Annotated in this window: 30 protein-coding genes and 2 pseudogenes; 10 read left to right on the top strand and 22 right to left on the bottom strand. The window is 69.0% G+C overall.

Annotated elements, in window-relative coordinates:
- Positions 1 to 91: 91 nt before the first annotated feature.
- The 3 genes from AB0M73_RS31880 to AB0M73_RS31870 form a co-directional block, all read right to left on the bottom strand.
- The gene (locus AB0M73_RS31880; RefSeq protein ID WP_363898358.1) at positions 92 to 802 is read right to left on the bottom strand and encodes a zf-HC2 domain-containing protein; all 711 of its coding nucleotides are present in this window, start codon (positions 800 to 802) and stop codon (positions 92 to 94) included.
- Positions 799 to 1,344: a sigma-70 family RNA polymerase sigma factor gene (locus AB0M73_RS31875; protein WP_043732106.1), complete on the bottom strand. Its 546-nt coding sequence runs from the start codon at positions 1,342 to 1,344 to the stop codon at positions 799 to 801. Before AB0M73_RS31875 ends, AB0M73_RS31880 begins: the two co-directional genes overlap by 4 nt.
- A 164-nt stretch (positions 1,345 to 1,508) precedes the next feature.
- The gene (locus AB0M73_RS31870) at positions 1,509 to 2,093 is read right to left on the bottom strand and encodes a hypothetical protein (RefSeq protein WP_363898355.1); all 585 of its coding nucleotides are present in this window, start codon (positions 2,091 to 2,093) and stop codon (positions 1,509 to 1,511) included.
- Positions 2,094 to 2,201: 108 nt separating this feature from the next.
- Here AB0M73_RS31870 and AB0M73_RS31865 point away from each other — a divergent pair, with 108 nt between their 5' ends.
- Positions 2,202 to 3,398, top strand: coding sequence for a hypothetical protein (locus AB0M73_RS31865; protein WP_363898353.1), 1,197 nt, complete (start codon positions 2,202 to 2,204; stop codon positions 3,396 to 3,398).
- A 94-nt stretch (positions 3,399 to 3,492) separates the two neighbouring features.
- Positions 3,493 to 4,338 (top strand): C1 family peptidase, encoded by an 846-nt coding sequence (locus AB0M73_RS31860; RefSeq protein ID WP_363898350.1) that lies wholly within the window; start codon positions 3,493 to 3,495, stop codon positions 4,336 to 4,338.
- 75 nt (positions 4,339 to 4,413) lie between these two features.
- Here AB0M73_RS31860 and uvrA read toward each other — a convergent pair whose 3' ends face one another.
- Complete coding sequence (gene uvrA, locus AB0M73_RS31855) at positions 4,414 to 7,275, bottom strand: excinuclease ABC subunit UvrA (protein ID WP_363898347.1); 2,862 nt, start codon at positions 7,273 to 7,275, stop codon at positions 4,414 to 4,416.
- A gap of 188 nt (positions 7,276 to 7,463) precedes the next feature.
- Between uvrA and AB0M73_RS31850 the strand changes: the two genes are divergently transcribed.
- The gene (locus AB0M73_RS31850; protein ID WP_363898344.1) at positions 7,464 to 8,243 is read left to right on the top strand and encodes a maleylpyruvate isomerase family mycothiol-dependent enzyme; all 780 of its coding nucleotides are present in this window, start codon (positions 7,464 to 7,466) and stop codon (positions 8,241 to 8,243) included.
- A gap of 69 nt (positions 8,244 to 8,312) precedes the next feature.
- Positions 8,313 to 8,990, top strand: a complete 678-nt coding sequence (locus tag AB0M73_RS31845; RefSeq protein ID WP_363898341.1) for an MBL fold metallo-hydrolase — start codon at positions 8,313 to 8,315, stop codon at positions 8,988 to 8,990.
- Positions 8,991 to 9,231: 241 nt separating this feature from the next.
- Here the strand turns inward: AB0M73_RS31845 and AB0M73_RS31840 are convergent, their stop codons facing one another.
- From AB0M73_RS31840 to AB0M73_RS31825, 4 genes are all read right to left on the bottom strand, one after another.
- Positions 9,232 to 9,681 (bottom strand): hypothetical protein, encoded by a 450-nt coding sequence (locus tag AB0M73_RS31840; RefSeq protein ID WP_363898338.1) that lies wholly within the window; start codon positions 9,679 to 9,681, stop codon positions 9,232 to 9,234.
- 134 nt (positions 9,682 to 9,815) lie between these two features.
- Entirely contained in the window at positions 9,816 to 10,010 is a 195-nt protein-coding gene (locus tag AB0M73_RS31835) for a hypothetical protein (RefSeq protein WP_363898335.1), read from the bottom strand.
- A gap of 73 nt (positions 10,011 to 10,083) precedes the next feature.
- On the bottom strand, positions 10,084 to 10,410 hold the full coding sequence (locus AB0M73_RS31830; protein ID WP_363898332.1) for a DUF4143 domain-containing protein: 327 nt from the start codon (positions 10,408 to 10,410) through the stop codon (positions 10,084 to 10,086).
- The gene (locus AB0M73_RS31825) at positions 10,302 to 11,351 is read right to left on the bottom strand and encodes an AAA family ATPase (RefSeq protein WP_363898329.1); all 1,050 of its coding nucleotides are present in this window, start codon (positions 11,349 to 11,351) and stop codon (positions 10,302 to 10,304) included. Before AB0M73_RS31825 ends, AB0M73_RS31830 begins: the two co-directional genes overlap by 109 nt.
- 131 nt (positions 11,352 to 11,482) lie before the next feature.
- Between AB0M73_RS31825 and AB0M73_RS31820 the strand changes: the two are divergent.
- A pseudogene (locus AB0M73_RS31820) lies at positions 11,483 to 11,661 on the top strand (MBL fold metallo-hydrolase); the annotation flags it as partial.
- 118 nt (positions 11,662 to 11,779) lie between these two features.
- Positions 11,780 to 12,217 (top strand): hypothetical protein, encoded by a 438-nt coding sequence (locus tag AB0M73_RS31815; RefSeq protein ID WP_363898326.1) that lies wholly within the window; start codon positions 11,780 to 11,782, stop codon positions 12,215 to 12,217.
- A gap of 1 nt (position 12,218) precedes the next feature.
- Here the strand turns inward: AB0M73_RS31815 and AB0M73_RS31810 are convergent, their stop codons facing one another.
- The gene (locus AB0M73_RS31810) at positions 12,219 to 12,599 is read right to left on the bottom strand and encodes a type II toxin-antitoxin system VapC family toxin (RefSeq protein WP_363898323.1); all 381 of its coding nucleotides are present in this window, start codon (positions 12,597 to 12,599) and stop codon (positions 12,219 to 12,221) included.
- 16 nt (positions 12,600 to 12,615) lie between these two features.
- The gene (locus tag AB0M73_RS31805; RefSeq protein WP_363898320.1) at positions 12,616 to 12,894 is read right to left on the bottom strand and encodes a type II toxin-antitoxin system prevent-host-death family antitoxin; all 279 of its coding nucleotides are present in this window, start codon (positions 12,892 to 12,894) and stop codon (positions 12,616 to 12,618) included.
- 70 nt (positions 12,895 to 12,964) lie between these two features.
- Here AB0M73_RS31805 and AB0M73_RS31800 point away from each other — a divergent pair.
- A pseudogene (locus AB0M73_RS31800) lies at positions 12,965 to 13,141 on the top strand (MBL fold metallo-hydrolase); the annotation flags it as partial.
- 441 nt (positions 13,142 to 13,582) lie between these two features.
- Here the strand turns inward: AB0M73_RS31800 and AB0M73_RS31795 are convergent.
- From AB0M73_RS31795 to AB0M73_RS31780, 4 genes are all read right to left on the bottom strand, one after another.
- Positions 13,583 to 13,951 (bottom strand): hypothetical protein, encoded by a 369-nt coding sequence (locus AB0M73_RS31795; protein ID WP_363898317.1) that lies wholly within the window; start codon positions 13,949 to 13,951, stop codon positions 13,583 to 13,585.
- Between the two features lie 114 nt (positions 13,952 to 14,065).
- Positions 14,066 to 15,013: a fumarylacetoacetate hydrolase family protein gene (locus tag AB0M73_RS31790; protein WP_363898314.1), complete on the bottom strand. Its 948-nt coding sequence runs from the start codon at positions 15,011 to 15,013 to the stop codon at positions 14,066 to 14,068.
- Positions 15,013 to 16,530 (bottom strand): MFS transporter, encoded by a 1,518-nt coding sequence (locus tag AB0M73_RS31785; protein ID WP_363898311.1) that lies wholly within the window; start codon positions 16,528 to 16,530, stop codon positions 15,013 to 15,015. Before AB0M73_RS31785 ends, AB0M73_RS31790 begins: the two co-directional genes overlap by 1 nt.
- On the bottom strand, positions 16,527 to 17,453 hold the full coding sequence (locus AB0M73_RS31780; RefSeq protein ID WP_363898308.1) for an MBL fold metallo-hydrolase: 927 nt from the start codon (positions 17,451 to 17,453) through the stop codon (positions 16,527 to 16,529). Before AB0M73_RS31780 ends, AB0M73_RS31785 begins: the two co-directional genes overlap by 4 nt.
- Positions 17,454 to 17,545: 92 nt before the next feature.
- Here AB0M73_RS31780 and AB0M73_RS31775 point away from each other — a divergent pair, with 92 nt between their 5' ends.
- Positions 17,546 to 18,169 carry a helix-turn-helix domain-containing protein gene (locus AB0M73_RS31775; RefSeq protein WP_363898305.1) on the top strand — a complete coding sequence of 208 codons (624 nt, stop codon included), beginning with the start codon at positions 17,546 to 17,548 and terminating at the stop codon, positions 18,167 to 18,169.
- A gap of 87 nt (positions 18,170 to 18,256) precedes the next feature.
- Here the strand turns inward: AB0M73_RS31775 and AB0M73_RS31770 are convergent, their stop codons facing one another.
- A complete protein-coding gene (locus AB0M73_RS31770; RefSeq protein WP_363898302.1) occupies positions 18,257 to 18,823 on the bottom strand; it encodes a hypothetical protein in 567 nt (188 codons plus the stop codon).
- A 33-nt stretch (positions 18,824 to 18,856) separates the two neighbouring features.
- On the opposite strand from AB0M73_RS31770, the gene rnhA reads away from it, so the two are divergent.
- On the top strand, positions 18,857 to 19,321 hold the full coding sequence (gene rnhA / locus AB0M73_RS31765) for a ribonuclease HI (RefSeq protein ID WP_363898299.1): 465 nt from the start codon (positions 18,857 to 18,859) through the stop codon (positions 19,319 to 19,321).
- On the opposite strand, the gene AB0M73_RS31760 is transcribed toward rnhA, so the two are convergent.
- A complete protein-coding gene (locus AB0M73_RS31760; protein ID WP_363898296.1) occupies positions 19,318 to 20,118 on the bottom strand; it encodes an alpha/beta hydrolase in 801 nt (266 codons plus the stop codon). The two genes, rnhA and AB0M73_RS31760, sit on opposite strands and share 4 nt — an antisense overlap.
- Positions 20,119 to 20,129: 11 nt before the next feature.
- Complete coding sequence (locus AB0M73_RS31755) at positions 20,130 to 20,888, bottom strand: alpha/beta hydrolase (protein ID WP_363898293.1); 759 nt, start codon at positions 20,886 to 20,888, stop codon at positions 20,130 to 20,132.
- Positions 20,889 to 20,977: 89 nt separating this feature from the next.
- Here AB0M73_RS31755 and AB0M73_RS31750 point away from each other — a divergent pair, with 89 nt between their 5' ends.
- On the top strand, positions 20,978 to 21,868 hold the full coding sequence (locus AB0M73_RS31750) for a LysR family transcriptional regulator (protein ID WP_363898290.1): 891 nt from the start codon (positions 20,978 to 20,980) through the stop codon (positions 21,866 to 21,868).
- Between the two features lie 51 nt (positions 21,869 to 21,919).
- Here AB0M73_RS31750 and AB0M73_RS31745 read toward each other — a convergent pair whose 3' ends face one another.
- From AB0M73_RS31745 to AB0M73_RS31725, 5 genes are all read right to left on the bottom strand, one after another.
- The gene (locus tag AB0M73_RS31745) at positions 21,920 to 22,780 is read right to left on the bottom strand and encodes a DMT family transporter (RefSeq protein ID WP_363898287.1); all 861 of its coding nucleotides are present in this window, start codon (positions 22,778 to 22,780) and stop codon (positions 21,920 to 21,922) included.
- Between the two features lie 155 nt (positions 22,781 to 22,935).
- Complete coding sequence (locus AB0M73_RS31740; RefSeq protein ID WP_363898284.1) at positions 22,936 to 23,073, bottom strand: hypothetical protein; 138 nt, start codon at positions 23,071 to 23,073, stop codon at positions 22,936 to 22,938.
- 63 nt (positions 23,074 to 23,136) lie between these two features.
- Complete coding sequence (locus AB0M73_RS31735; RefSeq protein WP_363898281.1) at positions 23,137 to 23,709, bottom strand: HhH-GPD-type base excision DNA repair protein; 573 nt, start codon at positions 23,707 to 23,709, stop codon at positions 23,137 to 23,139.
- Between the two features lie 120 nt (positions 23,710 to 23,829).
- Entirely contained in the window at positions 23,830 to 24,696 is an 867-nt protein-coding gene (locus AB0M73_RS31730; RefSeq protein ID WP_363898278.1) for an ABC transporter ATP-binding protein, read from the bottom strand.
- Entirely contained in the window at positions 24,693 to 25,091 is a 399-nt protein-coding gene (locus AB0M73_RS31725) for a GntR family transcriptional regulator (protein ID WP_043724037.1), read from the bottom strand. Before AB0M73_RS31725 ends, AB0M73_RS31730 begins: the two co-directional genes overlap by 4 nt.
- Positions 25,092 to 25,116: the final 25 nt, after the last annotated feature.

Here is a 25,116-nt window from a genome sequence, read left to right as displayed (position 1 = left end):
GTCAACCCCCTAGCCGCTGATGCAGGGAAGGACGCCTTACCCGCGTTCAACGAGGGTAAGGCGTCCTTCCCTGCATCAGGTGGGGCCGCGGCTAGACCGGGGTGTTGACCAGGACCTGGCCCTGGTCGTTGACCACCGACACCGAGGCCACGTCGTTGATCGACATCAGCGCGGTGCCGTCCAGGGTGATCGACTTGCCGGGTGTGGCGTTGGCCCCGACCAGCCAGCCGCCGAACTGCTCCTGCTTGCCGGTCTTGGACGTGACGAAGAGCTTGCAGCGCTGCCCGGGCGCGATGTCCCCGGCCTGCACCTGGAGCTTGACCCAGCCGTTGTTGGCCGGGATCACGGTCGCCGCGAGGCGCGCCCCGGTGGTCGCGTCGACGTTCGAGGCGTGCTTGGTGCCGGGCGGCAGCGGGCTGGCCGTGGGGGCCGCGACGCCGTTGCCGGGGCCGGAAGCGGTCTGGTTGCCGACAAAAACCCCGGCGCCGACGCTGAGCGCCACCACCGCGACCAAGCCGGCGGCGGCCAGCGAGCCGCCCCACACGCGCTGGCGGGACGAGATGCCCCGGACCTCACGCAGCGTGCGCTGCAACAGCAGGTCGCCGCCGTCGGGCGGGCCGTCGAGGAACGCCTCCGGCGGCACCTCGCCCAGCTCGTCGTGCAGCATCCGCAGCTCGTCCAGCTCGCGCCGGCACTCCGGGCAGCTGTCCAGGTGCGCCTCGGCGGCGGTGTTCTCCTCGGGCGACAGAACGCCAAGGACGTACGCGCCGACAAGCGCCTTGTCGTGCTCGGGAGCGGTCATCGGGTCACCTCCGCCGGCTGCTCGGCCATTGCCGTCCGCAGTGCCTTCAACGCGTAGTGCGATCTTGACTTCACGGTGCCCGGCGGCAGGCCCAGGGTGGACGCCGCCTCGGTCACCGACTTACCACGGTAGTAGATCTCAACCAGCACGTCCCTGTGCTCGGCCGAAAGAGTGTTCAGCGCCGACAGGACGGCCATCGAGTCCACCACGCCCTGGGCGTGGTCGCGCTGGATCGGCGGCGTGGTCGGCGTCTCCGCGACCTCCGTCGGCCGGACCGCGCGGGCCCGGGCCCGGTCGGTGATGATGTTGCGGGCCACGGTGAGCAGCCAGCCCCGCACCGAGCCCTTGTTGTTGACCATGTCGTCGGCGTGCTTCCACGCCCGCACCAGGGTCTCCTGCACGACGTCCTCGGCCGCGGCCCGGTCCCCGGTCAGTCGCGTCGCGTAAGCGAGCAGACTCCGTCCGTGTTCCTCGTACAGGGATCGGATCAGCGCCTCGTCGCCGGCAGACCTCCCTCCCCTGCGCGACCAGCGTTCTGCGATCCCCACCCGCGTACCTCCACGTTGCTGCCGACGATTCGCGGTATTGGGTATCAGATCGATCGGACCGGTGATTGCCCGGGTGGGGCCGGTGAACCACCCGGGCGTCGACGAGACTGCGAGCAGCTGCATCTCATTGCACTTTCGAACAGAGGCGGTGGGTGGACTCAGTAGCCATAGCCGCCTGCGCCGGGATCGATGCTGGTGGTCGGCGTCTCCTTCTTGGCACTGCTGGCCGGGGCTCCGCCGCCGGTCGCCGGGGCGCCGGCGGCCTTCTTGCCCTGCGGGGTGACCGCGTACCACTTCTGCTGCGCGCCCTGGCCCTTGGCGTCGCCCGGGGCCGCATCCTTGATGAAGCGGTACACCGCCCAGCCGTTGATCGTGATCTGCTTGGTGCCGTCCTTGCGCAGGATGACGCCCACTGCCGACTGGTCGATGCCGTCCAGCGTGGCCGTGCTGGACGTGGCCAGCGCCGGCGGCCACATCTGCGAGCACGGGCCGTCGCAGTTGGAGGCCGGCGGGTTCGCCGAGTCGCCGTCGTAGCGGTACAGCGTCATGCCACTGGCGTCGGTCACCACCTGACCCAGCTGGCCCACCGTGGTGGCCGTCAGCTTCACCTGGTTGGGATCGGTCTGCTGCTGGGGCGCGGGCGGGGGCGCGGCCTGCTGCGGCGCGGTGCCGCCGCACGCGGCGACCGTCGTCAGACCGAAGGCCGCCGACGTCGCCAGCACGAGAGCGCGGGTCCGGTTCATGGCAGGGGCTCCTTCGATTCGACGTGGACACCCCAGAACACGGCAGCCATGGCTGACTGGTTCAGGTGGCGGACGAAGTTTTTTCGCCGACCCCCTACGGTGCACCTCGTGACGAGGCAGAACGTGCTCCCGATCGCCGCGCTCGTGTTGGCCACGGCCGGGGCCGCGGCCGACGGGGGCCAGCAGAGCGAACTGGTCGTGTACGCCGGCGGGCGATTAGGCGCCGGCGTGACCTGGCTGGACGCCGTGCTCGTGTTGGTCGCCGTGGTCGGCGCCACCGGAGCCGGCCTCGGATTCGGCCACCGCTGGCCGGATGTGCTGCTGGTCACCGCCCCGGTGGACATCGCCCTGCTCGTCGCCGCCCTCGACCCGCCGGCCGATCTCCGGCTGGCCCTGGTGGTCGCGGCCACTGCCGTGCGGATCCTGACGCTGCTGGCCGTGCTGGCCGGGGCCCAGGACGTCGGGCTGCCCGCGCTGGCCGGCTTCGCCGTCGGCGGGTACGTGGTGGGCGGGCACCTACCCGGGGCGCACTGGCTGCTCGCCGTCGGCGCGGCGGGCGGGTTGTTGGCGGCAACCGTGCGGCGGCCCAGGTCCAGCGGACGGCCGACCCCTAGGCCCGCTCCGGCCCCGCGCTCGCTCCCAACCGACGCCCCGCTTCCCCCAGAACCCGGCGCCGCCTCTCCTTTCCTGTCCACTGTGGCCCTTCGCCCCCTGACGATCAGCGTGCTCGCCTCGCTTCTTTCCCTGCTTCCCCTTCTCTTCCAGGGCATTTCGCCCCAGGAGACCCTCGGCGTGATCGGCTTCTCCTTCGCCGCGGCCGCCATCGTGCTGACCCTCCTGTTCGGCTGGCGCCCGCTGGCCTGGCTGGCGGCGACCACAGTGGTCACTCTGGGCATCGGCGTGCCCACCGACATCACCTGGCCGTTCGCGATCCTCGGCGTGGTCGCGGGCTGCGCGTTGTCGCTGCTGCCGTATCGGGCGTTCATCGCCGCCGCGTTGTGCCTGGTATCGGCCTTTGTGGGCGGATCGGTGCCGGGGCTGGTGTTCGCGGCCCTCGCCTGCGTTGCGGCGTCGGCACTTCCGGCCCTCACCGCCCGCCTATCGACACCCGCCGTATTCGGACCGTTGCTCGCCGTGTCGGTCACGGCCGGCGCGGAAATCATTCTCTGGTCATCCGTCACGTTTGGCGGCCAGCGGGGTGGGGTACTTTTCGGGGACGGACGCGTGACGGTCCCTCTGTTGTGCGCGGCGGCGGTGCTGGCCGGTGCGCTGGGAATCGTTGAACGCCGAACGATTAACAGTTAACCCAACCAGACTAAAGTACCTACTTCACGAGTGTTGCTCACACTTAGTTTTGCCTTTCCAGATCTCCCTGCACCTGATCTGAAAAGGACAGTCCATGAGCAACACGCTCTCACGCGTGGCCATCGCGCTCGCCGTCGCCGGCACGGTCGGCGCCATGGCGGCCCCGATCGCCGTCGCCGCTCCCCTGCTCTCGACGACGCACCACCGGGCCAACGGCGCGCTGCCCTCCCAGCACCGCGCCCCGCACCGCGACGCCCTCGCCGTGCGGGCCACCCCGCGCGTCCCGGCCAGCGCCTCGCTCGCCCAGTACGCGGTCACCCCCGGCGACCAGGGCCAGGTCGGCTCCTGCGTGTCGTGGGCCATCGACTACACGGCGATGAGCATCCTGGAGAACGAACAGGGCATCAGCGGCCACCCGCAGGCCCCGATGTACACCTACGCGCAGCTGGCCCGCGGCAACGACCAGGGCAGCACGCCCTCGGACACGTTCGACATCCTGACCTCGCAGGGCGTCGACACCATGGACGACTACTGGCAGGGCAACTTCGACTACACCACCCAGCCCGACTCCAGCGAACGCTCCAACGCCGCCAACTGGAAGCTGTCCGGCTACACGCCGATCAGCACCGGCAGCGGCATCAAGGCGGGCGTGCAGCAGGCCATCTCGCAGGGCCTGCCGGTGGCCATCTCCATTCCCGTGTACCAGAGCTTCGAGCGGATCTCCCGCCAGCAGGCGACCGACTACAGCTACTACCCGACCTCGGGCGACCCCTACATGGGCGGGCACGAGATCACCATCATCGGCTACGACAGCAACGGCGTCCGCGTGCAGAACTCGTGGGGCACCAGCTGGGGCGACGGCGGTTTCATCAACCTGTCGTGGAACTACCTGGCCAACCAGGTCGAGGAGGCCAACGCGGTCGGCAAGCTCGTCCAGTAACCCCCTGACCATGCAGTGAAGGACGCCTTACCCGCGTTGAACGAGGGTAAGGCGTCCTTCCCTGCATCAAGGGGCTCAGTTCTTCAGGGCGTCCCGCAGGAATTCCGCGGTGTAGCTGTTCTTGACCTCGGCGATCTCCTCGGGCGTGCCCTCGGCGATCACCGTGCCGCCGCCCGAGCCGCCCTCCGGGCCCATGTCGATGATCCAGTCCGACGTCTTGATCACGTCGAAGTTGTGCTCGATCACGATCACCGTGTTGCCCTTGTCCACCAGGCCCGAGATGACGCCCAGCAGCTTGCGGATGTCCTCGAAGTGCAGGCCCGTGGTCGGCTCGTCCAGGATGTACACGGTCTTGCCGGTGGAGCGCTTCTGCAGCTCGCTGGCCAGCTTCACCCGCTGCGCCTCGCCGCCGGACAGCGTCGGCGCGGGCTGGCCCAGCCGCACGTAGCCGAGGCCGACGTCTACCAGCGTCTTGAGGTGGCGGTGGATCGCGGTGATCGGCTCGAAGAACTCGGCCCCCTCCTCGATCGGCATGTCCAGCACCTCGGCGATGGTCTTGCCCTTGTAGTGCACCTCCAGAGTCTCCCGGTTGTACCGGGCCCCCTTGCACACCTCGCACGGCACATAGACGTCCGGCAGGAAGTTCATCTCGATCTTGATGGTGCCGTCGCCGGCGCACGCCTCGCAGCGGCCGCCCTTGACGTTGAACGAGAACCGCCCCGGCTGGTAGCCGCGCACCTTGGCCTCGGTGGTGGAGGCGAACAGCTTGCGGATGTTGTCGAACACACCGGTGTAGGTGGCCGGGTTGGACCGCGGGGTGCGGCCGATCGGCGACTGGTCGACCTGCACCAGCTTGTCCACCTGGTCGAGGCCCTTGATACGGGTGTGCCGGCCCGGCACCTGGCGGGCGCCGTTGAGCTTGTTGGCCAGCACCGTCGCCAGGATGTCGTTGACCAGCGTGGACTTCCCGGAGCCGGACACGCCCGTGACCGAGACCAGGCAGCCCAGCGGGAACGACACGTCGATGCCGCGCAGGTTGTGCTCGCGGGCGCCGACCACGGTCAGCTGCCGCTTCCGGTCGATCGGGCGGCGGATCGCCGGCGTGGCGATCTCCTTGCGCCCGGCCAGATACGCGCCGGTGATCGACTGCTTGTTGGTCAGCAGCTGCTTGTACGTGCCGCTGTGCACCACCTGGCCGCCGTGCTCGCCCGCGCCCGGGCCGATGTCCACGATCCAGTCCGCGTGCCGGATGGTGTCCTCGTCGTGCTCGACGACGATCAGCGTGTTGCCCAGGTTGCGCAGGCGGGTCAGGGTCTCGATCAGGCGGTGGTTGTCCCGCTGGTGCAGGCCGATCGACGGCTCGTCCAGCACGTACAGCACGCCCACCAGGCCCGAGCCGATCTGCGTGGCCAGCCGGATGCGCTGCGCCTCGCCGCCGGACAGCGTGCCCGCGGCCCGGTCCAGCGACAGGTAGTCCAGGCCCACATCGAGCAGGAAGCGCAGGCGGGCCTGCACCTCCTTGAGCACCGCGCCGGCGATCATCTTCTCGCGCTTGCCCAGCGTCAGGCCGTCGAGGAACTTCGAGCACTCGGCCACGCTGAGCGCGCACACCTCGGCGATGGAGCGGTCGCCCTGCGTCTTGTGGGCCAGCGTGACGGCGAGGATCTCCGGCTTGAGGCGCGTGCCCTGGCAGGCGGGGCAGGGCACCTCCCGCATGTAGCCCTCGTACTTCTCCCGCATGAACTCCGACTCGGTCTGCTCCTGGCGGCGCTCCAGGAACGGGATGACCCCCTCGAAGTTCGCGTAGTAGGAACGCTCACGTCCGTAGCGGTTGCGGTAGCGGACGTGCACCTGCTCGTCGACGCCGTGCAGCACCGCCTTCTGCACCTTGGCCGGCAGCTGCCGCCACGGCGTGTCCATGCGGAAGCCGATCGTGGTGGACAGCGACTCCAGCAGGCGGATGAAGTAGTCCGCGGACTGGCCGCCCTGCCACGGCGCGATCGCGCCCTCGCCCAGCGACAGCTCGTCGTCCGGGACGACCAGCTCCGGGTCGACCTCCTTGCGGGTGCCCAGACCCGTGCATACCTGGCAGGCGCCGTAGGGCGAGTTGAAGGAGAAGGAGCGGGGCTCCAGGTCCTCGATGGCCAGCGGGTGCGCGTTCGGGCAGGCCAGCCGCTCGGAGAAGCGGCGCTCGCGCTCCGGGTCGTCCTCCGGCAGGTCGACGAAGTCCAGCACCACCAGGCCGTCGGCCAGGCGCAGCGCGGTCTCCACCGAGTCGGTCAGGCGCTGCTTGGACGAGGCCTTCACCGCGAGCCGGTCGATCACCACGGAGATGTGGTGCTTCTCCTGCTTCTTCAGCTTCGGCGGCTCGTCGGACAGCAGGTGCACCGCGCCGTCCACCAGCGCCCGGGCGTAGCCCTGGGACTGGAGGTTGGAGAACAGGTCGAGGAACTCGCCCTTGCGGCCGCGCACGATCGGGGCCAGCACCTGGAACTTGGTGTTGGCCGGCATGGCCAGCACCTGGTCGACGATCTGCTGCGGCGTCTGCTTGGTGATCGCCTCGCCGCAGACCGGGCAGTGGGGCTTGCCGGCGCGGGCGTAGAGCAGGCGGAGGTAGTCGTAGACCTCGGTGATGGTGCCGACGGTCGACCGCGGGTTGCGGTTGGTGGACTTCTGGTCGATGGAGACCGCGGGCGACAGCCCCTCGATGAAGTCGACGTCGGGCTTGTCCATCTGGCCCAGGAACTGCCGGGCGTAGGCCGACAGCGACTCGACGTAGCGCCGCTGGCCCTCGGCGAAGATCGTGTCGAAGGCCAGGCTCGACTTGCCCGAGCCGGACAGGCCGGTGAACACGATCATGCTGTCGCGGGGCAGGTCGAGGTCGACGCCGCGCAGGTTGTGCTCCCGGGCGCCGCGAACGACGAGGCGGTCTGCCACTGGTTCCCCTTCACGCAGGACTGGCGGACGGAAAGATCGAAAGTGTGGTCGAGCAACCATGTTATGCCGAGGGTCCGACAATGTGCGTCGAGGGGCGGGATCCGCAGGTCCAGGGCACTACCGGTGAGCGATGTGTGGCCGTACGCTGGGTTAGGTATCTGATCACGCCGCGACGTCGGGATGAGCTGATGGTCAGTAATACCTCCGCCACGCACACGTCCGAAACCGCCGGGGTCACCGTGCCGCCGCAGCGGTTGCGCCAGTCCGAGGCCGTCCGCGAGGCCGCCGCCGGCCTGGCCGCGGTGGAACAGGCGACCGCCAGACTGCTCCAGGTCGTCGCGGCCATGGACGACGCCTCCGCCCGGGGCGCGAGCGCCCTGCCCGGGTGGACGCGGGGACACGTGCTGACCCACCTCGCCCGCAACGCCGACGGCCTGGTCAACCTCCTGACCTGGGCCAGGACCGGCGTCGAGCACCCCATGTACGCCAGCCGGTCCGACCGGGACATCGACATCGACGAGGGCGCCCCTCGGTCGCTGTGGCTGCTGGAGCAGGACATCGTCGCCGCCTGTGGCCGGTTCGCCGCCGCTGCCACCGGTCTGGGTGACACCGCCTGGCAGGCCGAGGTCGTCATGACCGGCGGGCGGCCCGTGCGGGCCTACCAGGTACCGTGGAAGCGGGTCAGCGAGCTCTGGGTGCACATGGTCGACCTCGCCGCCGGCGTCTCCTTCTCGGACGTGCCCGTCGACCTGGCCGAACGCATCATCGGCGACGCCCTCGTCTTCTATCGGGCGCTGCCCTCCCGCCCCGCCTTCACCCTCACCGTCGGCGCCCGCAGCTGGGACGTCGACGGCGACGGCGACGTGCACCACGTCACCGCCAGCCCCGCCGGAGCACTCGCCTGGGTGACCGGCCGCGACCCCTCCGGTGTCACCGGCGACGTCCCCACGCTCCCCGCCTGGCTGTGAGATCCACCCCATCGTGTGAACGCTCGGCCGCCATGGAGGGACGGTGGCCGAGCGACTAAGTTCGGTGGCGTGGACGTTGTCGAGGAGTACACGGGACATGTCGACCCCAACGGGCCGGCCGCGCGGCGGACCTTGGACGCCCTGACCATCACCAAGATCTCGGTCGGGCCCATGGACAACAACGCCTATCTGCTGGTCTGTCGCCGCACCGGCGACGCCCTGCTGATCGACGCCGCCGCCGACCCCGAGCGCCTGGCCGACCTGCTCGGCCACGACGCCGAGCGCCCCCGGCTCAAAACCGTCGTCACCACCCACCAGCACCCCGACCACTGGCAGGCCTTGGGGGCCGTCGCCGGTGCCAACGGCTCCAACACCGCCGCCCACCCCCTCGACGCCCCTCCCCTCCCCGTGCCCCCCGACTTCCTCGTCGAGCACGGCGACACCCTCGAGGTCGGCGACTCCACACTCTCGGTCATCCACCTCCGCGGCCACACCCCCGGCTCCATCGCCATCCTCTACCGCGACCCCGCCGGCCACGCTCACCTCTTCACCGGCGACTCCCTCTTCCCGGGTGGCGTGGGGAAAACGTCTTCTCCAGAGAACTTCAACTCGTTGCTGGACGACGTTCAGGCGCGGCTGTTCGACGTGCTGCCGGACGACACGTGGTTCTACCCGGGCCACGGCGACGACTCCACGCTGGGCGAGCAGAAGCCCCACCTCGACGAATGGCGCGCCCGGGGCTGGTGAGCCGTCGGCCTGTGGGGCCGCCTGACCATCGGGCGGCCCCACTCGGCCATCAGTCTTCGTATCGCTTGGTCACGACGAAGGCTGTGCCGGCGAGCGGCTCTCCCACTGGAGTTTTCGCCCAGGCCGCCAGCACCTCCGATCGCCCATCACTACGCTTGAACAGTTCGAGGATTTCCGAAAGCGCAGGCGGTTCAGTACGACCACACTGAGCACCGGCTCGCCCTTGAGATTGCTACCGTCCTCAGGCTGAGCACCATCTGGAACCCGTCGACCAAGCTCGACGCTCCAGCTTGTTCCGCCCCCACTTGCCTCTTGGCATCGGCGCCTGAACGTTGAGGTAATATCGATCTTCATCCTCATCATGCGGGTCTTCGCTAATCTCAATTCCATCGGCCAACAACTCCACCCAGTTGCCAGCACACGGCAGTTGCGCGGCAAGTAGCAACCGCAGGTTGGCAGCGGATTGCGCAATTTCGACATGGTCTAGCCCAAGCTCTACCCCATTTAGCGTGTTACGGCTCACCTGACTCAGCTCGAACTCTACCCCATTCAGGCCCACTAAAGGAGACCTGAAATTCCAAAGGCGTCGCTTCTCCGGCTTCTGCGGTTCAATATTCTCGACATACTCGGCCGGCTCGTCCCGGAGCCCATGGGCTTCTACTTCCAACTCCGCGTTGATCGCTGTTCTCACAGGCACTGACACTTCCGCGACCGCAGTGTCCAAATCCATCAGAGCCCAGCGGAGAAGGCCCATGGCGTGCTCGTACCACAGGCTGTGCGCCCCTTCGAGGAGACTCGGCCGCACATTTCGATTAGACAAAGCAGCTAGATGCGCGTCCGGATAGTGAGCGAACCGGTCATCCCGGTCGTCGTACACCTGACCGGCACGGTGGCGCAGGCGGAAATCCGGTTCAGCGCGTCGACGATCGGCACGGCAAGCTTTAGCTCGTCAACGCTGGTGACGGTGGCCGACACAACGCCGGCCGGCCCGCGGTCGACCGGGCCGGCAACCAACCTCACACATTCAGGGAGCCACTCAACAACCCCGGCGCCCAGCACACAGAGCTAGCCATCCGCGCCGACCATGACGTTGTCAGTTGTCCGATCGCCATAGGGCGGAGACGGGCACCGCCCAGATCCGGTCGCCCAAAGGCAAGGTCTGGGAACCGGCATGAACGACCAGACCTGTCGTGAACCGACTCCCCAGCTTGTCCCGCAGCATCATCAGGTGCTTGGCATGACGGACTGTCGGCGTGCTGGTCAACTTGATCTCCAGCCCAGCCAGCTCACCGGTCCGCCGGTCTTCCGCGATCAAGTCCACCTCGGCACCGTCGCGATCGCGGAAGTAGGACAGGTCCACGCTCCGTTCGCTCCACGTCGCCTGCTTGAGGACCTCGGTGATGACGAAGGTCTCGAACAACGCACCTGCCGCAGTGCCGTCCGCCGCCGGAGAGCGAACGTCTGCTCGCCGAGCCCGCAGAGGTCAGCCGCGAGCCCAGTATCCACCACCACGATCTTGGGACGTCGCTTCGCCCTGTTGGTGATGTTGGTCGACCACGCGGGCAGCAACGTCACCAGGTGGAGGGCTTCGAGCAGAGTGACGTAGTTCGATGCGGTCTCGCGACCGAGTTCGGCATCACCCGCGACGCCCGAGACGACAAGTTCCTGACCGGTGCGAGCAGCGAGAAGCCGGAGCAGTCGGCGCAATTCCGCCTCCAGGCGGACCTCGGCGATGGGACGGAGTGCCTCTCGCGACACGACGTCGTGCACATAGGCCTCGAACCAGTTCCGACGCTGCCGTCCGGACAAGCCCTCGGTGACGATCTCGGGGTAGCCACCTTCCAGCAGCGTCCGCACCAAGTCCGCACGGGGCAAGGCTTCGGTCTTCCCGGGCCAACTGGTCGGCTCGAACAGTTGGTCCAGGAATGTCTCCCGCACTCCGAGCCGTTCACCCATCGAGAGCGGCCAGAGCAGCAACCGCCCGGCACGGCCGGCAAGTGTCTCCGACAGTCCCCGGTCAGCCAAGTAGTTGGTCGATCCGGTCAACAGCAGCTGTCCTCGGGTCCGGTCCCGATCGGCCGCCTGCTTCACAGCAAGCAGAAACCCTCGTCCCGCGCGCTGGAACTCGTCGACCGCAGCCGGCCGCGGCAAAGCTTCGACGAACCCCACGGGGTCATCCGACGCCCGAGCCAGCACGGCCTCGTCGTCGAAGCTGAACCACGCATGCCCTGGCAGGTCGAGCAGGTCGCGTACCAGCGTGGTCTTCCCCGTCTGCCGCGCCCCGCCTAGCAGTACGACACGGAACGACGAAAGCAGCTCGGTCACCCTGGACGCCGCATTGCGCTGTACCAGACCCGTCACAGCACCCACCCTAGCCGACAGAACGCGGGACCTCTAGCCGACAGAACGCGGCGCTGCGAGTCTTCAGATCGCGACGCACCCGACAAGTGCTCGAGATGCTGACGTGTTCACCGTCATCGTGATTCACTGTTCCCGGGTGGCGTGGGGAAACGTCGTCCCTGGAAAATTTCACCTCGTTGCTGGACGACGTCTCATCGCGGCTGTTCGACGCGCTGCGGACGACACGTGGTTCTACCCCGGCCACGGCGACGACTCGACCCTCGGCGAGCAGAAGCCCCACCTCCACGAATGGCGCGGCCGCGGCTGGTGAGCTGGTGACTCGTGGGCCGCCTGGGCCATCAGGCGGCCCCCGTTCGTTTGTCCTGCGCCAGAACGGGTCTACGGTGTCGAGTCAGCCACGTCGCTTGACTTCAACTGGGGGAGTCGCAGTGGGCCTCGGTTCCATCGTGCTCGTTCTCGCCCTGCTGGCGATCGCCGTGCTAGCGGCGCGGAGCCGAATCCGGCGGCGACGACGGCGGGACCTCGTGCTGTCTCACCGCTGGACCCGGATCCAGTCCAAAGCGCGCACCATGCCAGATGCCGGACTCGCCCGGGTCGTCAACGTGTACCAGCGGGCGCGACGAGGCACGAAAGCGAAAATCGTATGGCTCACCACAGGGCGTAAACAGGACACCTGGTTCGCCGGCAACCGACCACGACAAGGCAGTATCGTCCTGATACGCGGCAATACCGGCTGGGGACCGCACAACCGCGACCCGAACGTCTTCTACGTCGCGCCCAACCAGATTCTTTCCCAGGTGCCGCCAGGCACCATGAAAGCCGTCCGGCGCCAACAGCGGCGCGATGCCCGGCGTGTCGGCCACTGACTCACACGGCTACGACCTCGACCATGTCTTCCAGGCCCTTGAAATCGGCTTCGTTGCGTGTGTAGAGCGGCAGGCCTCGGGCGGACGCGATGGCGGCGATCATCAGGTCGAGCCGGCGCGGCCTCGGGTTGCGCTTCGCCTCAAGGGTCAGCGCGACCAGGGTGCCGTACCGAGTCGCCGCCTCGGCGTCGAATGGCAGCGGTTCGAACTCTACGAGCGCCGCGCCCAGGACCTCGGTCCGTGCGGCACGCGTCGAAGCGTCCCTGGCCATCACAACGCCCTGGTGCAATTCGGCCATCGTGATCGCGGTGATCTCCGGAATCGCCGGCAGAGTCGCGGGATCGAGCACGGCCAGGTCGATATAGGCGCACGTGTCCAGCACACCGGACTCTGGACGGTCAGCCACGGCCGCGCTCCCACACATCGTCATCGCCGAGACGGTCCTCAGTGCCGAAGAACTCGTCAGCCTCCTGCCGCATTCGGACGTAGTCGACCCTCGGCAGCTTCCGGTGCCGCTCGACCAACTCCTCGGCGGTCAGCCGCCGCCTGCGCGCGACAGGACGCAACTCCGCGACTTCAACGCCATTGCGGGTGACGTGGTACGTCTCGCCCGCCTCCACCGCATCCATGACGGCGGCGGAGTTGTTGCGGAACTCCCGCTGGGTGATCACCTTCACGAGCACAGTGTAGCCCCATGTAGCTCAAGGGGCTACAGAGTTCACCGCTGTGGTGATCACGCTGTCCCTCGGCGGCCTGCGGAACACCTCGTCCCCGGAGAACTTCACGTCGCTGTTCAACGACGTCTCGGAGCGGCTGTTCGACGCACTGCCCGACGGCACCTGGTTCTACGCCGGCCGCGGCGACGACTCGACGCTCGGCGAGCAGAAGCCCCACGTCGAAGAATGGCGCGCCCGAGGCTGGTGAGTCGACTGCCGGGCGGGGCTGTACGAACATCGGGCAACCCGCCCGCAACGGAGCCGACCTTCGCATTGATCGAGCACCCTCTGACCACCCAGTGCGATGTCGCAGGCTCCGCACAACGCGTCGTTGACGACGGGTTGTGGACAGCTGGACACGGATCGCGGTTGTCTTGCTCGCCGCTACCGGAGTGAATCGCTCCCGGTGAGGACAGACGGTGGCCACCGAGCCCGGTCTCTGTCGGTTTGCCGCCGTTGCTCAGGGCCCGGTCACGCGCGGGAACGCTGGACGGCGTCGGAAAGGGTCTTGGAGAGGGGGACGGTTCGGGGCAGCTGTGATCCATCGAAATAGCTGGGCTTGTGCTGGCGCAGGAGTGCCTCGCCTTCAGCGTCCCAGTGGAACCGCGCTTGCGCCTGAGGAGTTTCTCGAACACCGCGTTCGCCTTGCTCAGTCACGGGCCGCGAGCTGCCGCAGTGGTTCCGGGGAGGTGTCGGGGTCACGCAACAGGTCGGTGAGTGCCTCTCGGTAGCGGCGGCGGGAGAGCAGCGCGGGATTGGTGAACGCTTCCTCGACCAGGTGAAAATCGGGGTAGAAGCTGAGCCCCTCGCCGGGCACGAAGTGGATCGCGACACGCTCGCTGTCGAGCCAGTTCGTGTCGTCCAGGTCGAGCGAAGCGAGATCGGGTTCGGCGTCCGACCTGACCTGGAGGGCGACATGACGGTAGAACTCGCGAACCTGGTCGGACACCTCGGAGCCGGCCACGACGATGAGATCGGCGCCGAACAGCTCGACGAACAGGTCATGCTGCTCGGCCATGAGCTGGCGAGCCTCGCTCAGCCATGACCACGCTCCCACACATCGTCGTCACCACCCTGATCCTCAGTGCCGAAGAAGAACTCGTCAGTCTCCTGCCTCATGCGCGCATGGTCGTCAGCGGCGTGGACCTCGGCACTTGGCCCGCGCGGCCGGGATGTGGACCGGATCGGGGCCCGGCACGACCTTGTTGCTGATGGTTCCCAGTCCGTCGACGGTCATGGTGACCACGTCGCCGGGTGCCAGCGGTGGCAGGCCCGCCGTGCCGTGGCGCCCCCACAGTTCGGCGAGGCAGCCGGAACCGCAGGTGCCGGAGCCGAGAACATCGCCGGGCCACACGGTGGTGCCGCGGGAGGCGTAGGCGAGCATTTCCTCGAACGTCCACGCCATGTTGGCCAGTGAGTCCCGGCCGACCTCGATGCCGTTGCGGGTCACGACCATGGTGAGGTCGAGAAATCCCTCCGCGTCACGCCGGGGTTCCAGCTCGTCCGCGGTGACCAGCCACGGGCCGAGTGTGCTCGCGCTGTCCTTGCCCTTGGCCGGCCCGAGCTTGACCCGCATCTCCCTGGCCTGGAGGTCTCGGGCCGACCAGTCGTTGAGCACGGTGTAGCCGATGATGTGCTCACGCGCCGTCTCCGGGGTGAGGTCGCTGCCGGCACGCCCGACGACGGCTGCCACCTCCAGTTCGAAGTCGAACACCTGGCTTCCCGGTGGAATCCGCACGTCGTCGAACGCGCCGATCAGCGAGCGCGGGTTGGTGAAGTAGAACGCGGGCGCCTCGTGCCATTCCGGCCCCACCTCGTCGCCGAACCGTCGCGCGATGCCTTCGACGTGGCGTTCGAACGTGACGAAGTCGCGGATGGCCGGTGGCTGCAGCGGCGGCCGCAGCCGCACCGACTCCAGTGGAATCGGGTGTTCTCCCAGTGCGGCGTCAGCGGCGTGCGCAAGCGCTTCTCGCTCGATCAGTTCGAGCAGGGTGATGGCCCAGGGCACCGGGTGAATGCCCTCGTCGCTCACCAACCCGACGCGGCAGGCACCGCCCTGGTCGAATGTCGCGAGCTTCATCAGTGGCGCACCTCCCGGCCTGCTCCAGCCCGGACCATCACGAGGGCCACGAACGCGGCGCACACGCACACGGCCGCGCTGACGAAGGAGCCGACGGCGTAGCCGTGCTCCAGTGCCGCTCGGGCGAGATCGGACGCGGGGCCGAGATCGGCCGTGGCGACAGCAAGCGGACCGCCTGCCTCGAACACGGCATTCGCTGGCCCGGGCTGACCTGCCAGTCGTGGCGCCAGCGCGGCGGCCGCTTGGCTCAGCACGATGGCGCCGATGAGGGCTGGACCGAACGTCTGCCCGAGGTCGCGCACCACGCTCGTGGTCGCGCTGGCCATGCCCGTGAGCTGGATCGGCACGACATTGACGGCGGCGGCGGTGATCGCGGAGACGAGCAGGCCGAATCCCAGCCCCACGGCCAGTAGCGCCGGCAGCATGGTCACGATGGTGGAGTCCGCGACCGGCAACGCGCCGAGCCAGCCCCAGCCGGCGGCGATCGCGAGCAGCCCGCAGACGAGCATGATCCTCGGGCCGACCCGGCGCAGCAGCCGGACCAGCAGTGGCCAGATGAACGGCGTGACGCCCTGGATCACCAGGAACGGCACTGCCGCCTGCAACGGCGTCTGGTGTTGGATGACACCGAGTCTGATGCTCAACGCGTAGGCGCCGCCCAGAAACCCGAGCATGCCGACCACAGCGACGACCGCGGCGCCGCTGAACGCCGGGATGCGGAACAGCGACAACCGAAGCATCGGTTGCGGGCCACGGTTCTCGATGACGATGAACGCCGTCAGGAACACGATGAAGAGCACGAACGCGCCGACCACCAGCGGTGAGGTCCAGCCCAGCTCCTGTCCTTCGATCACCCCGAACAGCAAGGCCAGCAGCGCGGCCGCGATGGCGATCTGGCCGGGCCAGTCGAACGATCGGCCGTTCGGTCGGCTGGACTCCTTCACGAGCAAGAAGATCGCGACCGTGCCGATGCCGGCGAGTATCGCGACGGCGCCGAACGCCCAGTGGAAGGAGCCCAGTTCGACGGCCACGCCCGACAGCGGCGGCGCGACGAGCGCACCGGCCGAAAGCGCGGTGGTCCAGGCCGCCAGGCCTCGGGCACGGGCGCCGGGACTCGGCGTCACTGCCGTGATGACGGCGAGCGAGGACGGGAACAGCGCGGCTGCGCCGACGCCGGCCGCCGCCTGACCGATCCAGAGCGTGGGGGCAGTGCTCCCCACGGCGGCGATCGCTGCGCCGAGCAAAGTCAACAGAAATCCGGCCAGCAGCACCTTCTTGCGTCCGTACCGGTCGCCCAGCACGCCGAAGGTGAGGCTGAACATGGCGATGGGCACCAGGAAGGCGTCGCTCACCCATGTCAGCTCCGCGCCGGACAGCTGCAGGGTCCGCTGGATGACGCCGTTGATCGCGGCCGGCAGCACGAGTCCGGTCTGGGCGAGGAACACCGCGAAGCAGCCGGCCACCAGGGTTCCGGTCGCGAGGCGGGCCGGTTGTTCGTCCACAACGTCGGGGATCACACCAACTCCTCCATGAATTGGCCCATGCACGCGAACGCCGACGGGCCTTCCAGTGCCGGGATGTCGGGGTCGAGCTCGCGGTAGACCGCGTGCACGTTGACGACCAGCCGTTCGCGTTCCGGCAGCTCGCCGTGTTCGCGGAGGTCGATGTCCCGGGCCGCCTCGTCGAAGGTCATGCCCTTCTCGTGCCGCGCGGTGGCTTCCTCCTGGACGAATCGCAGATAGGAAGCCTGGGCTCGGACGGCCCGCACGGTCGTGACCGGCCCGTGGCCGGGCACCACCGTGGAGACACCGAGCTCGCAGATCAGGTCACAGGCGCGCAGCCAGTTGTCGATCGGGCCGGCCCAGACGATCGGTGTGACACCGGCGAAAACAACGTCGCCCGCGTAAACCACACCCGCGGACGGGACGTGGACGATCGTGTCGCCGGCCGTGTGGGCGGGTCCGACGTCGACCAGACGAACGTCCAGGCCGCCGACGACGAGGTCGAGTTCGGCCTCGAACAGCGTCGTCGGATAGGCCGGCTCCACATCGGACAGGTCGAACCCGCGGAAGGCACGCCGCGCGAAGGCGCCCGCCTGCCCTCGCCGCGCCAGGAGCGCCCGCACCTCGGCCGGACCGACGGCTCGCATCTCCGTCGCCGTCGGCACTGCCGCGATGATCTCCCGATCGGACAGGACCTGGTTGCCGAACCAGTGGTCGCCGTTGCCGTGGGTGTTGACCACCCGCTCGATGGGAGCCCTGGCCACGACGTCCCGCATCGCGGCGAGCATGCGCATCGTCGACACGACGTCGAACAAGGTGTCGACGAGCAGCGACTCGCCGACGCCTTCGACCAGGCCGGAGTTGCTGTGGCCCCAGCCGCCGCTCGCGGGCAGCCAGACATGGCAACCGCGTCCGATATCGACATGCCCACCGGCCACCACAATCTCCTGGACTCAGGTCCGCTATTGGACTTGAGTCCAAGCTTGAACCTGAGTACACCAAGAGTCAAGGTTCGTGTTCTACTGAGGCCATGGCCTCAGCACCGATGCGGCGTGACCGGAAACGCCAGGACGTCAGCGACCGTCTGTACCAGGCCGCCCGCGCCCTGTTCGTGGCTCGCGGCTTCGAAGCCACGACCATGGACGACATCGCCGCCGAGGCCGACGTCGCGCGGGCCACGGTCTTCAACCACTACAAGTCGAAAGCCGCGTTCCTCGAGGAGTGGGGGCGTCAGCGCCGGATCAAGGTCGCTGCCGCGCTGTCCGCCGGGCAGGCCGACGACCTCGGCCCGTCCGACCAGATCCGGCACTACCTACGCGAACTCGCGCGGCTCAACGTCGAATCCCGCCCCGAGACCGCCGCCCTCATGGACGCCGCGATGCGGCACGGCGACCCGTTGCGCGGGCCCGCGTTGGAGACCGACCTGACGAAGACCGTCGAACACGGCCAGCAGATCGGCGAGTTGGAGCGTCACGTCGATGCCGCGGTGGCGGGCCGGTTGCTCGCCGCCGGGTACTTCGCCACGGTGTTGCGCTGGGTGCACGACGATCCCGCACCCTTCGACCTCGTCGAGCAGCTCGACGACATGGTTTCCCTTGTGCTGCACGGACTGGTCAACGCGCCTGCCGCGGTGGCGCGATCACGGGAAGGCTGAAGGGCGTCGGCCAAGGTCTGGGAGAGCGGACGGTTCGGTGAGATGACCAACGCCTCCTCCCCCGAAACCGCCGAGACGGCTGTCACCTCAGGTGTCCAGGAGGTCGAGGTAGCCGTCGGTGGCGCGCCAGAGGGAGTCGGCGTGGGGTTCGAGCTTGCCGGGGCTCCAGCGCTTGTCGTCGTACGAGCGGTGCTGGCGGCGTAGGGAGCGGAGGCTGGTGGCGAGGTCGGTCTCCAGCTGGCCCCGAAGCTCGGCGGGGGTGGGGGCGTCGAGGCGGACGTCGCCGCCGCGGCCGTCGTGGAGGGCGGCGAGGGTGGCCTCGCGAACGCCGTCGGCGTCCCAGATGAGGGCGGGCCGGGAGATGCGGTGGTTCCACACTGGACGGTCGGCCGGGCGGTAGTAGGCGACGAGGGGCTCACGGACGCGCATGGCCTGGGCCCAGTGCTGGGCGCCGGCGGGCAGCGAGAGCCACGGCACGTCGTCGGCGGGGAGGTCGACGACGACGGCCACCTGGACCCATTCGAGGTCGCGGGGCTCGCCGAGGAGATCGCCGAACACCCAGAGCCCGGTGACCGGCATCATCGGCACGGGCGAGGGCGTGGCGCATCGACGGGCGAGTTCCTCGAGGTGGTGGACACCGCGGCTCCATTTCACGGCGGCGATCCTCGCACAAGTAAGGTCACGGGCGTGGCGGACGAGCGGGCGGTGGAGATCTACACGGACGGCGCGTGCAGCGGAAACCCGGGGCCGGGTGGCTGGGGCGCGGTGCTGCGCTACGGCCGTCACGAGCGGGATCTCTACGGCAGCGACCCGGGCCCGACCACGAACAACCGCATGGAGCTGATGGCGCCGATCAGTGCGCTGGAGACGCTGACCAGGCCGTCGACGGTGGCGGTGTACACGGACAGCACGTATGTCCGCAACGGCGTGATGAGCTGGATGCCGCGTTGGAAGGTCAACGGCTGGAAGACCAGCAACCGCGAGCCGGTGAAGAACGCGGACCTGTGGCAGCGGCTGGACACCGCGATGGCCCCGCACCAGGTGGAATGGCACTGGGTGAAGGGCCACGCGGGGCATCCGGAGAACGAGCGGGCGGACCGGCTGGCGGTCAAGGGAGCGCAGGAAGCCATGGCCGCCAAGGGAAATGACTAGCGAGCGAGCACCAGCTCATCCAGGAACCCGGCGATCCGGGCGATGAAGCCCGAAGGGTCTTCGGCGGGCGCGCCGTGGCCGGCGTCGATCTCGGCGTAGCGGGCGGTGGGGATGCCGGCGAGCAGGGCCTCCTGCTGGGCGGACTCGATGACCCGGTCGTGCGTGCTCGCCAGGACGAGGGTAGGCGCGGAGATGGAGCTCAGCACCGAAGCGAGGTCGACGGACAGATCGACATCGATCTGACGGAGAGCGCCGGGACTGATCATCGAGGCCAGATCGCGCACCAGGGCCTCGTTGTCGGGGGCGGAGGACCAGTAGCGCGGGCCGAAGGCCATCAAGGGAAGCATGCGGGCGAACAAAGCCACGTCGGCGGCCAGCACTTCCTTCCAGTACAGGAATTCGGCGGCCATGCGTGGGGTAGTGCGAACCCAACCGGCATGCAGGGCAAGGGAAAGCACGCGGTCGGGGCTGGTGCCGGCAAGGTGGGTGGCGACGGCGGCGCCCAGGGAGTGGCCGACGAGGTGGAACGAGCCGAGCCCGGCATGGTCGGCGGCGGCGAGGACCTCGGCGGACAGGTCGGCGAGGGTGAGCGGCCCGCCGTGGTCGGTGGTGCCGCCGGAGCCTGAGTAGTCGGGCGCGACAACGGTGAAGCGGTCGTTCAAGGCGGAAGTCAAGCCCTCCCACTGCAAACGGGAGGTGGCGGTGCCATGCACGAGCACAACGCCGGGACCGGAGCCGCTGAGGTCGTACTCGACGACGGCGTCGCCACCGCTGAGGCGAACAGGGACGTGCGGCATGGAATTTCCTTTCAGGACAAGAACTTGCGCAGTGCGGCGTTGAAGGCGGCGGGGTCTTCCTGATGGGGCATGTGTCCGGCACCGGGGATCACGGCGACGGAGGCTCCGGGCGTGAGGGCGGCGCATTCCTCGGCCACGGCAACGGGAATCTCGGTGTCGAGCTCGCCGTGGATGTAGTGGATGGGCGCCATGAGGCCGGGCAGCACGGGGCGAGGGTCGTAGGTCAGGCACCCGTCGAAGTGCTCGTCGATGTAGACGCCGGAGTCGAGCATCTGCCGCACGGTCCAGTCGACCAGGGCCGGCTCGACACCGGGGGCGAACCATCGGGGAACCCAGCCGGCGAAGGTGCCGGCCCGGTCGTCACGGAGGTCGGAACGCAGCTGCGCCAAGGGCATGCCCGTCGAAGGCCAGAAGGCCGGCCCGTCGACGGAGACCGCGGCGGAGATCAACTCCGGGTGGCAGACGGCGAGCTCGGTGGCGAAGCTGCCGCCGATGGAGGACCCGACGACGATGGGGCGGTCGAGGCCGAGCCGCTCGATGACGGCGACGAGGTCGGCGAGCACGCCGTCGAGGGTGTTGCCGTGGGCGGGGCGGTCGGAACGCCCGCAGCCCCGCCAGTCGAGGGTGACCACACGGTGGGTTGCCACGAACTCGGGCAGCTGGGCGCCCCAGACCCGGCCGCTGGTGGCCCATCCGTGCAGGAACAGCAGGACGGGGCCGGCGCCCTCGTCCTCGTAGTAGAGCTTGGTGTTGTCGACGTCCACGAACATGGGCCCAGCCAACACGCGCGAAACGGCCGGACCAACCAGCGATCAGCGCATACACTCATCACGGAAACTGATCAATCGGGGCGTACGGCATGGAACTCAGACAGCTGCACTACTTCCTCACGGTGGCCGAGGAGCTGCACTTCGGGCGGGCGGCGGAGCGGCTGCACATCGTGCAGTCGGCGGTCAGCCAGCAGATCCGGCGGCTGGAGCGGGATCTCGGCATGGACCTGTTCGACCGCACGACGCGGACCGTGCGGCTGACCGAGGCCGGCAAGCTGCTGCTCCCCCACGCGCGCCAGATGCTGGCGACGGCGGCCAAGGCCCGCACGGCGATCGACGAGCTGCGGGCCGAGCACGCCACGACGGTCCGGCTGGGCACGAGCGCGGGCCTCGGCTCACGACTGGAGATCATCCTGGCGGAATTCGCGCGGTTGAGCGGAAATGCCACGCTCGAACTCGTGACCGCGGAGACGGACGAGCGGCTGCGGCGGGTGCGGTCCGGCGAGCTGGACGCGACGCTGCTGCGTGGCGAACGGCCGGCGCCCGGGCTGGAGTTGTTGCCGCTGTGGGAAGATCCGCTGATGGTGGCCCTGCCGGCCCGGCACGATCTTGCCGTGCGAGGCGCGATCGACCTGGCCGACCTGGCCGGTCTGCCGCTCCGATTGGTTTCACGGCAACGAAATCCGACGCTGCACGACCTCGTCACCCGGTCCTGTCGCGAGGCCGGGTTCGAGCCCGAGTTCGGCCCGGAGTTCACCACCGACCAGGACACGCTGGCGGCCATCGGCTTCGGCAAGCCGTCCTGGACGGTGTTCTATGCGCCGCAAGCAAAGCAGCTGCCGGTGCCGGGCGTGGTGTTCCGGCCGCTGCGCAATCCGACGCCGGTGATGCGCGCCTTCCTTGCCGTACGGCCGGATCCGCCCGGGGCCGGGCTACGCGCGCTGATCGAGGCCTGCGCCAAACCTGGTGCGCCGAGATGAAGAACCGCACGAGGTGACGCCGCCACGGTCGACGTGACGGTGGAGCAGTGGTCACGCGATGGCGATGGCGGCGATGCCGGCCAGCACGACCAGGGAGCCGATCAGCCGCCGGGCGGCCTGGGCCTCGCCGAGGAGGCGCCAGGCGGCGAGGCCGCCGAAGACGATGGAGAGCTCGCGGGCGGGGGCGACGAGGCTGACCGGGGCCATCTGCAGCGCGTACAGAACGAGCAGGTAACTCAGGGGTGAGAGCAGGGCCACGATGAGGATCTGGCGGCGGTACTGGCGCCAGATCATCACCGTGCGGGCCCGCGAGCTAAGGGCTTGCGGGGCCATGAGCAGGCTCTGGAAGATCGTGCCGACGCCGAAGTAGGCCAGCGGCGGGACGCCCAGAGCGGTGACGGAGTGGGCGTCCCACAGGGTGTACGCGGCGATGACGACGCCGGTGAGGACGCCGTAGAAGACGCCGGCGCGGCGGCGGGAGGGATCGGCGTGGGTGGCCTTGCCGGAGCTGATGACCAGAACACCCGATATGACCAGGAATGCGCCGACCAGGCCCGGCCATCCGGGGTGTTCGCCGAGGAACAGGACGGCGACCAGCACGGACAGCAGCGGCCCGGTGCCACGGGCCAAGGGGTACACGACGGACAGGTCGCCCACGGCGTAGCCACGCTGCAACACGATGCCGTAGACGATGTGCAGCACGGCAGTGCCGAGAGCGGCCGCCAACCAGGTCCATTGTGGACGTTCGAGGATCAGCTGGGCCACCGCCAAGGGGCCGAAGACGACCGCGGACGCGGTGTAGTACAGGAAAACGAAGCGTGCGCCGCCGTCGCCGACCTGCTTGGCGGCCAGGTTCCAGATGGCGTGCACGACGGCGGCGACGAGCACGAGCGAGAGGGCGAAGCCGTTCACGTAAGCGCCTTCCCCCGAGGTCCGCGCGGACCCGGGAAGGCCTCCAGGCTTTTGTCCCGTCAGCTGAACAGCCACACCCCTTCGTGGCTGACGGTGCCGCTCGGACCAGACCCGCGAGGCGGCGGAACCCTAGGCACTACGCCGTCCACCCTACCTCAGGCACCCTTCGGGCTGGCCACGAGGAAGGCGGTGAGCGGCAGACCGGCGCTGCCGGCCAGGTGTTGGGCGTCCGAGGAACCAATGCCGGTGGCGCCGGTCGGCGTGCAGACCTGCGGGGACCTGGTGATCGACACAAGCCGGAGATGATCCACACCATCCGCGGGGAGGGCTACCGCATCGCCCCGGCCAGACCGCGGTCAGCCCTTGGCCGCGGCCTTCGCCGCCTTCTTGAACGCCCGAACCTCACCCAGCGACTTCGCATCGGTGACGTCGGCAACGCTACGACGCGAGCCTTCCTCGCCGTACGCCCCGGCCGCCTCACGCCAGCCCGTCGGCTTCACGCCCATCTGCTTACCCAGCAGGGCCAAGAAGATCCGCGCCTTCTGGTCACCGAAACCCGGCAACGCGGTCAGGCGCTTGAGCACCTCCGCGCCGTCCGGCTTGCCCTGCTTCCACAGGGACTCCACCTTGCCGTCGTAGTTCTCCACCAGGAACTGGGCCAGGGTCTGGAGGCGCTTTGCCATCGAGCCCGGGAACCGGTGGATGGCCGGCGGCGTGGAGACCAACGCGGCGAACTCTTCGGGGTCGGCCTCGGCGACGGCATGCACGTCGAACGAACCCATGCGGTCCAGGATGAGCTTGGGGCCCTTGAACGCCTTCTCCATCGGCACTTGTTGATCAAGCAACATGCCGAACAGGAGCGCGAGGTAGTCGCGGGCGAGGAGGGCGTCAGCCTCGGGTTCCTGGGCGAGACACAACTTGCGGGTCACCGCTGGAGTGTCCCACACGGCGCGGGCGGGCGCGTTATCACGGGGTTCTGCGTCGCGGCCATGTCGAAATCCGTGGACGCCGTCGGGCTGGTGGCCGGACTTTCCTTGCCGGGCAAGCTCTTAACGACGAGCGGCGGCGTGCTCGCGGGCGGCCCGGAGGTAGCCGACGACCAAGGACTCCAGGTCCGGCTGGTCGGCGACCCAGCCGGCGGGGACGGGATCGGCGCCGCGGACCAACAGCGTGGCCTGGCGTTCGGTGCGGGAGGCCGAGACGACAACGCCGGACACGGCCGACTCGTCGTCGCGCGGGCCGACGAGCACCCGGTGCTCGGCCAGGACGTCCTCGACGTCGCCGTTGAGGCGGACCTGCCCCTCGACCACGAGGAGCAGGTGGTCGCAGACCTCGCTGAGGTCGCTGAGCAGGTGCGAGGACATCAACACCGTGGTGCCCCGGTCGGCGACCTCGGTCATGACGATCCGCAGCGTCTCGTCGCGGGCCAGCGGGTCCAGGTCGGACAGGGGCTCGTCGAGCAGCAGCACCTTGGGCAGCCGGCCCAGGGCCAGCGCGATGGCCACCTGGGTGCGGGCGCCGGCGGACAGGGCACGGACCTTGGCGCCGCGGTCGACCCCGGCCAGCATGTCGAGGACCTCCTCGACCCGGGGCTGGGACCACCGCTCGTTCATCGCCCCGACGGCCTGGATGACCTCACGCACCGTGAAATCCGGGTAGAGCGGCCGATTCTGGGCCAGGTAGGCCACGTCGGGGTGCATCCGGCCGCGCACGGGAGTGCCGTGCACACTGATCGAGCCGCCGGTCGGCCGGATCAGCCCGGACGCCAGCGACAGCAGCGTGCTCTTGCCGGCGCCGTTGGGGCCGACCAGGGCGATGACCCGGCCCTCGGGCAGGTCGAACGTGCAGTCGTCCAGGGCGCGGACCCGGCCGAAGTGCTTGGACAAGCCCGCGGCGCTCAGGGCGGGGGTGCTCATGACCGTGGTTCTCCGATCGGGTAACGCTCCTCGCGGACGTCGACGTAGAGGGCGTCGACGTCGTCGACACCGAGCCCGGCGTGCACGGCTCGGCCCATCCAGTCGGCGAGTTCCTGGCGCAGCGGGGCGCCGCGGTTGGTGGCGTCGTTGGCCAGGGACTTGGTCACGAAGGTACCCAGGCCACGCCGGGCCTCGACCAGTCCCTCCCGCTCAAGTTCCCGATATGCCTTGAGAACCGTGTTCGGATTGACCGCGGTGGCCTCGACGACCTCGCGCGCGGTGGGCAGCCGGTCGCCGGGGTTGAGCAACCCCAGCCGCATCGCCTGCTTGGCCTGGTGGACGATCTGGATGTAGGTGGCGACCCCGGAGCGTCGGTCGATCCGGAACTCGATCACGCCGCCAGCATAGGCCCCGGGGTCG

It is taken from the genome of Kutzneria sp. NPDC051319 (assembly GCF_040682195.1).
GTDB lineage: Bacteria > Actinomycetota > Actinomycetes > Mycobacteriales > Pseudonocardiaceae > Kutzneria.
The sequence above is the reverse complement of the archived record's forward strand: the minus strand, read 5'-3'. Positions and strand labels throughout refer to the sequence as shown.

Bases quoted from the DNA above. Each gene is read 5' to 3' on its own strand.
- AB0M73_RS31730 (WP_363898278.1), bottom strand. From the start codon at position 24,696: ATGAGCACCCCCGCCCTGAGCGCCGCGGGCTTGTCCAAGCACTTCGGC.
- AB0M73_RS31795 (WP_363898317.1), bottom strand. From the start codon at position 13,951: ATGGCCGAGCAGCATGACCTGTTCGTCGAGCTGTTCGGCGCCGATCTC.
- AB0M73_RS31760 (WP_363898296.1), bottom strand. From the start codon at position 20,118: ATGCCGCACGTCCCTGTTCGCCTCAGCGGTGGCGACGCCGTCGTCGAG.
- AB0M73_RS31790 (WP_363898314.1), bottom strand. From the start codon at position 15,013: ATGAAGCTCGCGACATTCGACCAGGGCGGTGCCTGCCGCGTCGGGTTG.
- AB0M73_RS31755 (WP_363898293.1), bottom strand. From the start codon at position 20,888: ATGTTCGTGGACGTCGACAACACCAAGCTCTACTACGAGGACGAGGGC.
- AB0M73_RS31870 (WP_363898355.1), bottom strand. From the start codon at position 2,093: ATGAACCGGACCCGCGCTCTCGTGCTGGCGACGTCGGCGGCCTTCGGT.
- AB0M73_RS31750 (WP_363898290.1), top strand. From the start codon at position 20,978: ATGGAACTCAGACAGCTGCACTACTTCCTCACGGTGGCCGAGGAGCTG.
- AB0M73_RS31850 (WP_363898344.1), top strand. From the start codon at position 7,464: ATGGTCAGTAATACCTCCGCCACGCACACGTCCGAAACCGCCGGGGTC.
- AB0M73_RS31775 (WP_363898305.1), top strand. From the start codon at position 17,546: ATGGCCTCAGCACCGATGCGGCGTGACCGGAAACGCCAGGACGTCAGC.
- AB0M73_RS31860 (WP_363898350.1), top strand. From the start codon at position 3,493: ATGAGCAACACGCTCTCACGCGTGGCCATCGCGCTCGCCGTCGCCGGC.
- AB0M73_RS31880 (WP_363898358.1), bottom strand. From the start codon at position 802: ATGACCGCTCCCGAGCACGACAAGGCGCTTGTCGGCGCGTACGTCCTT.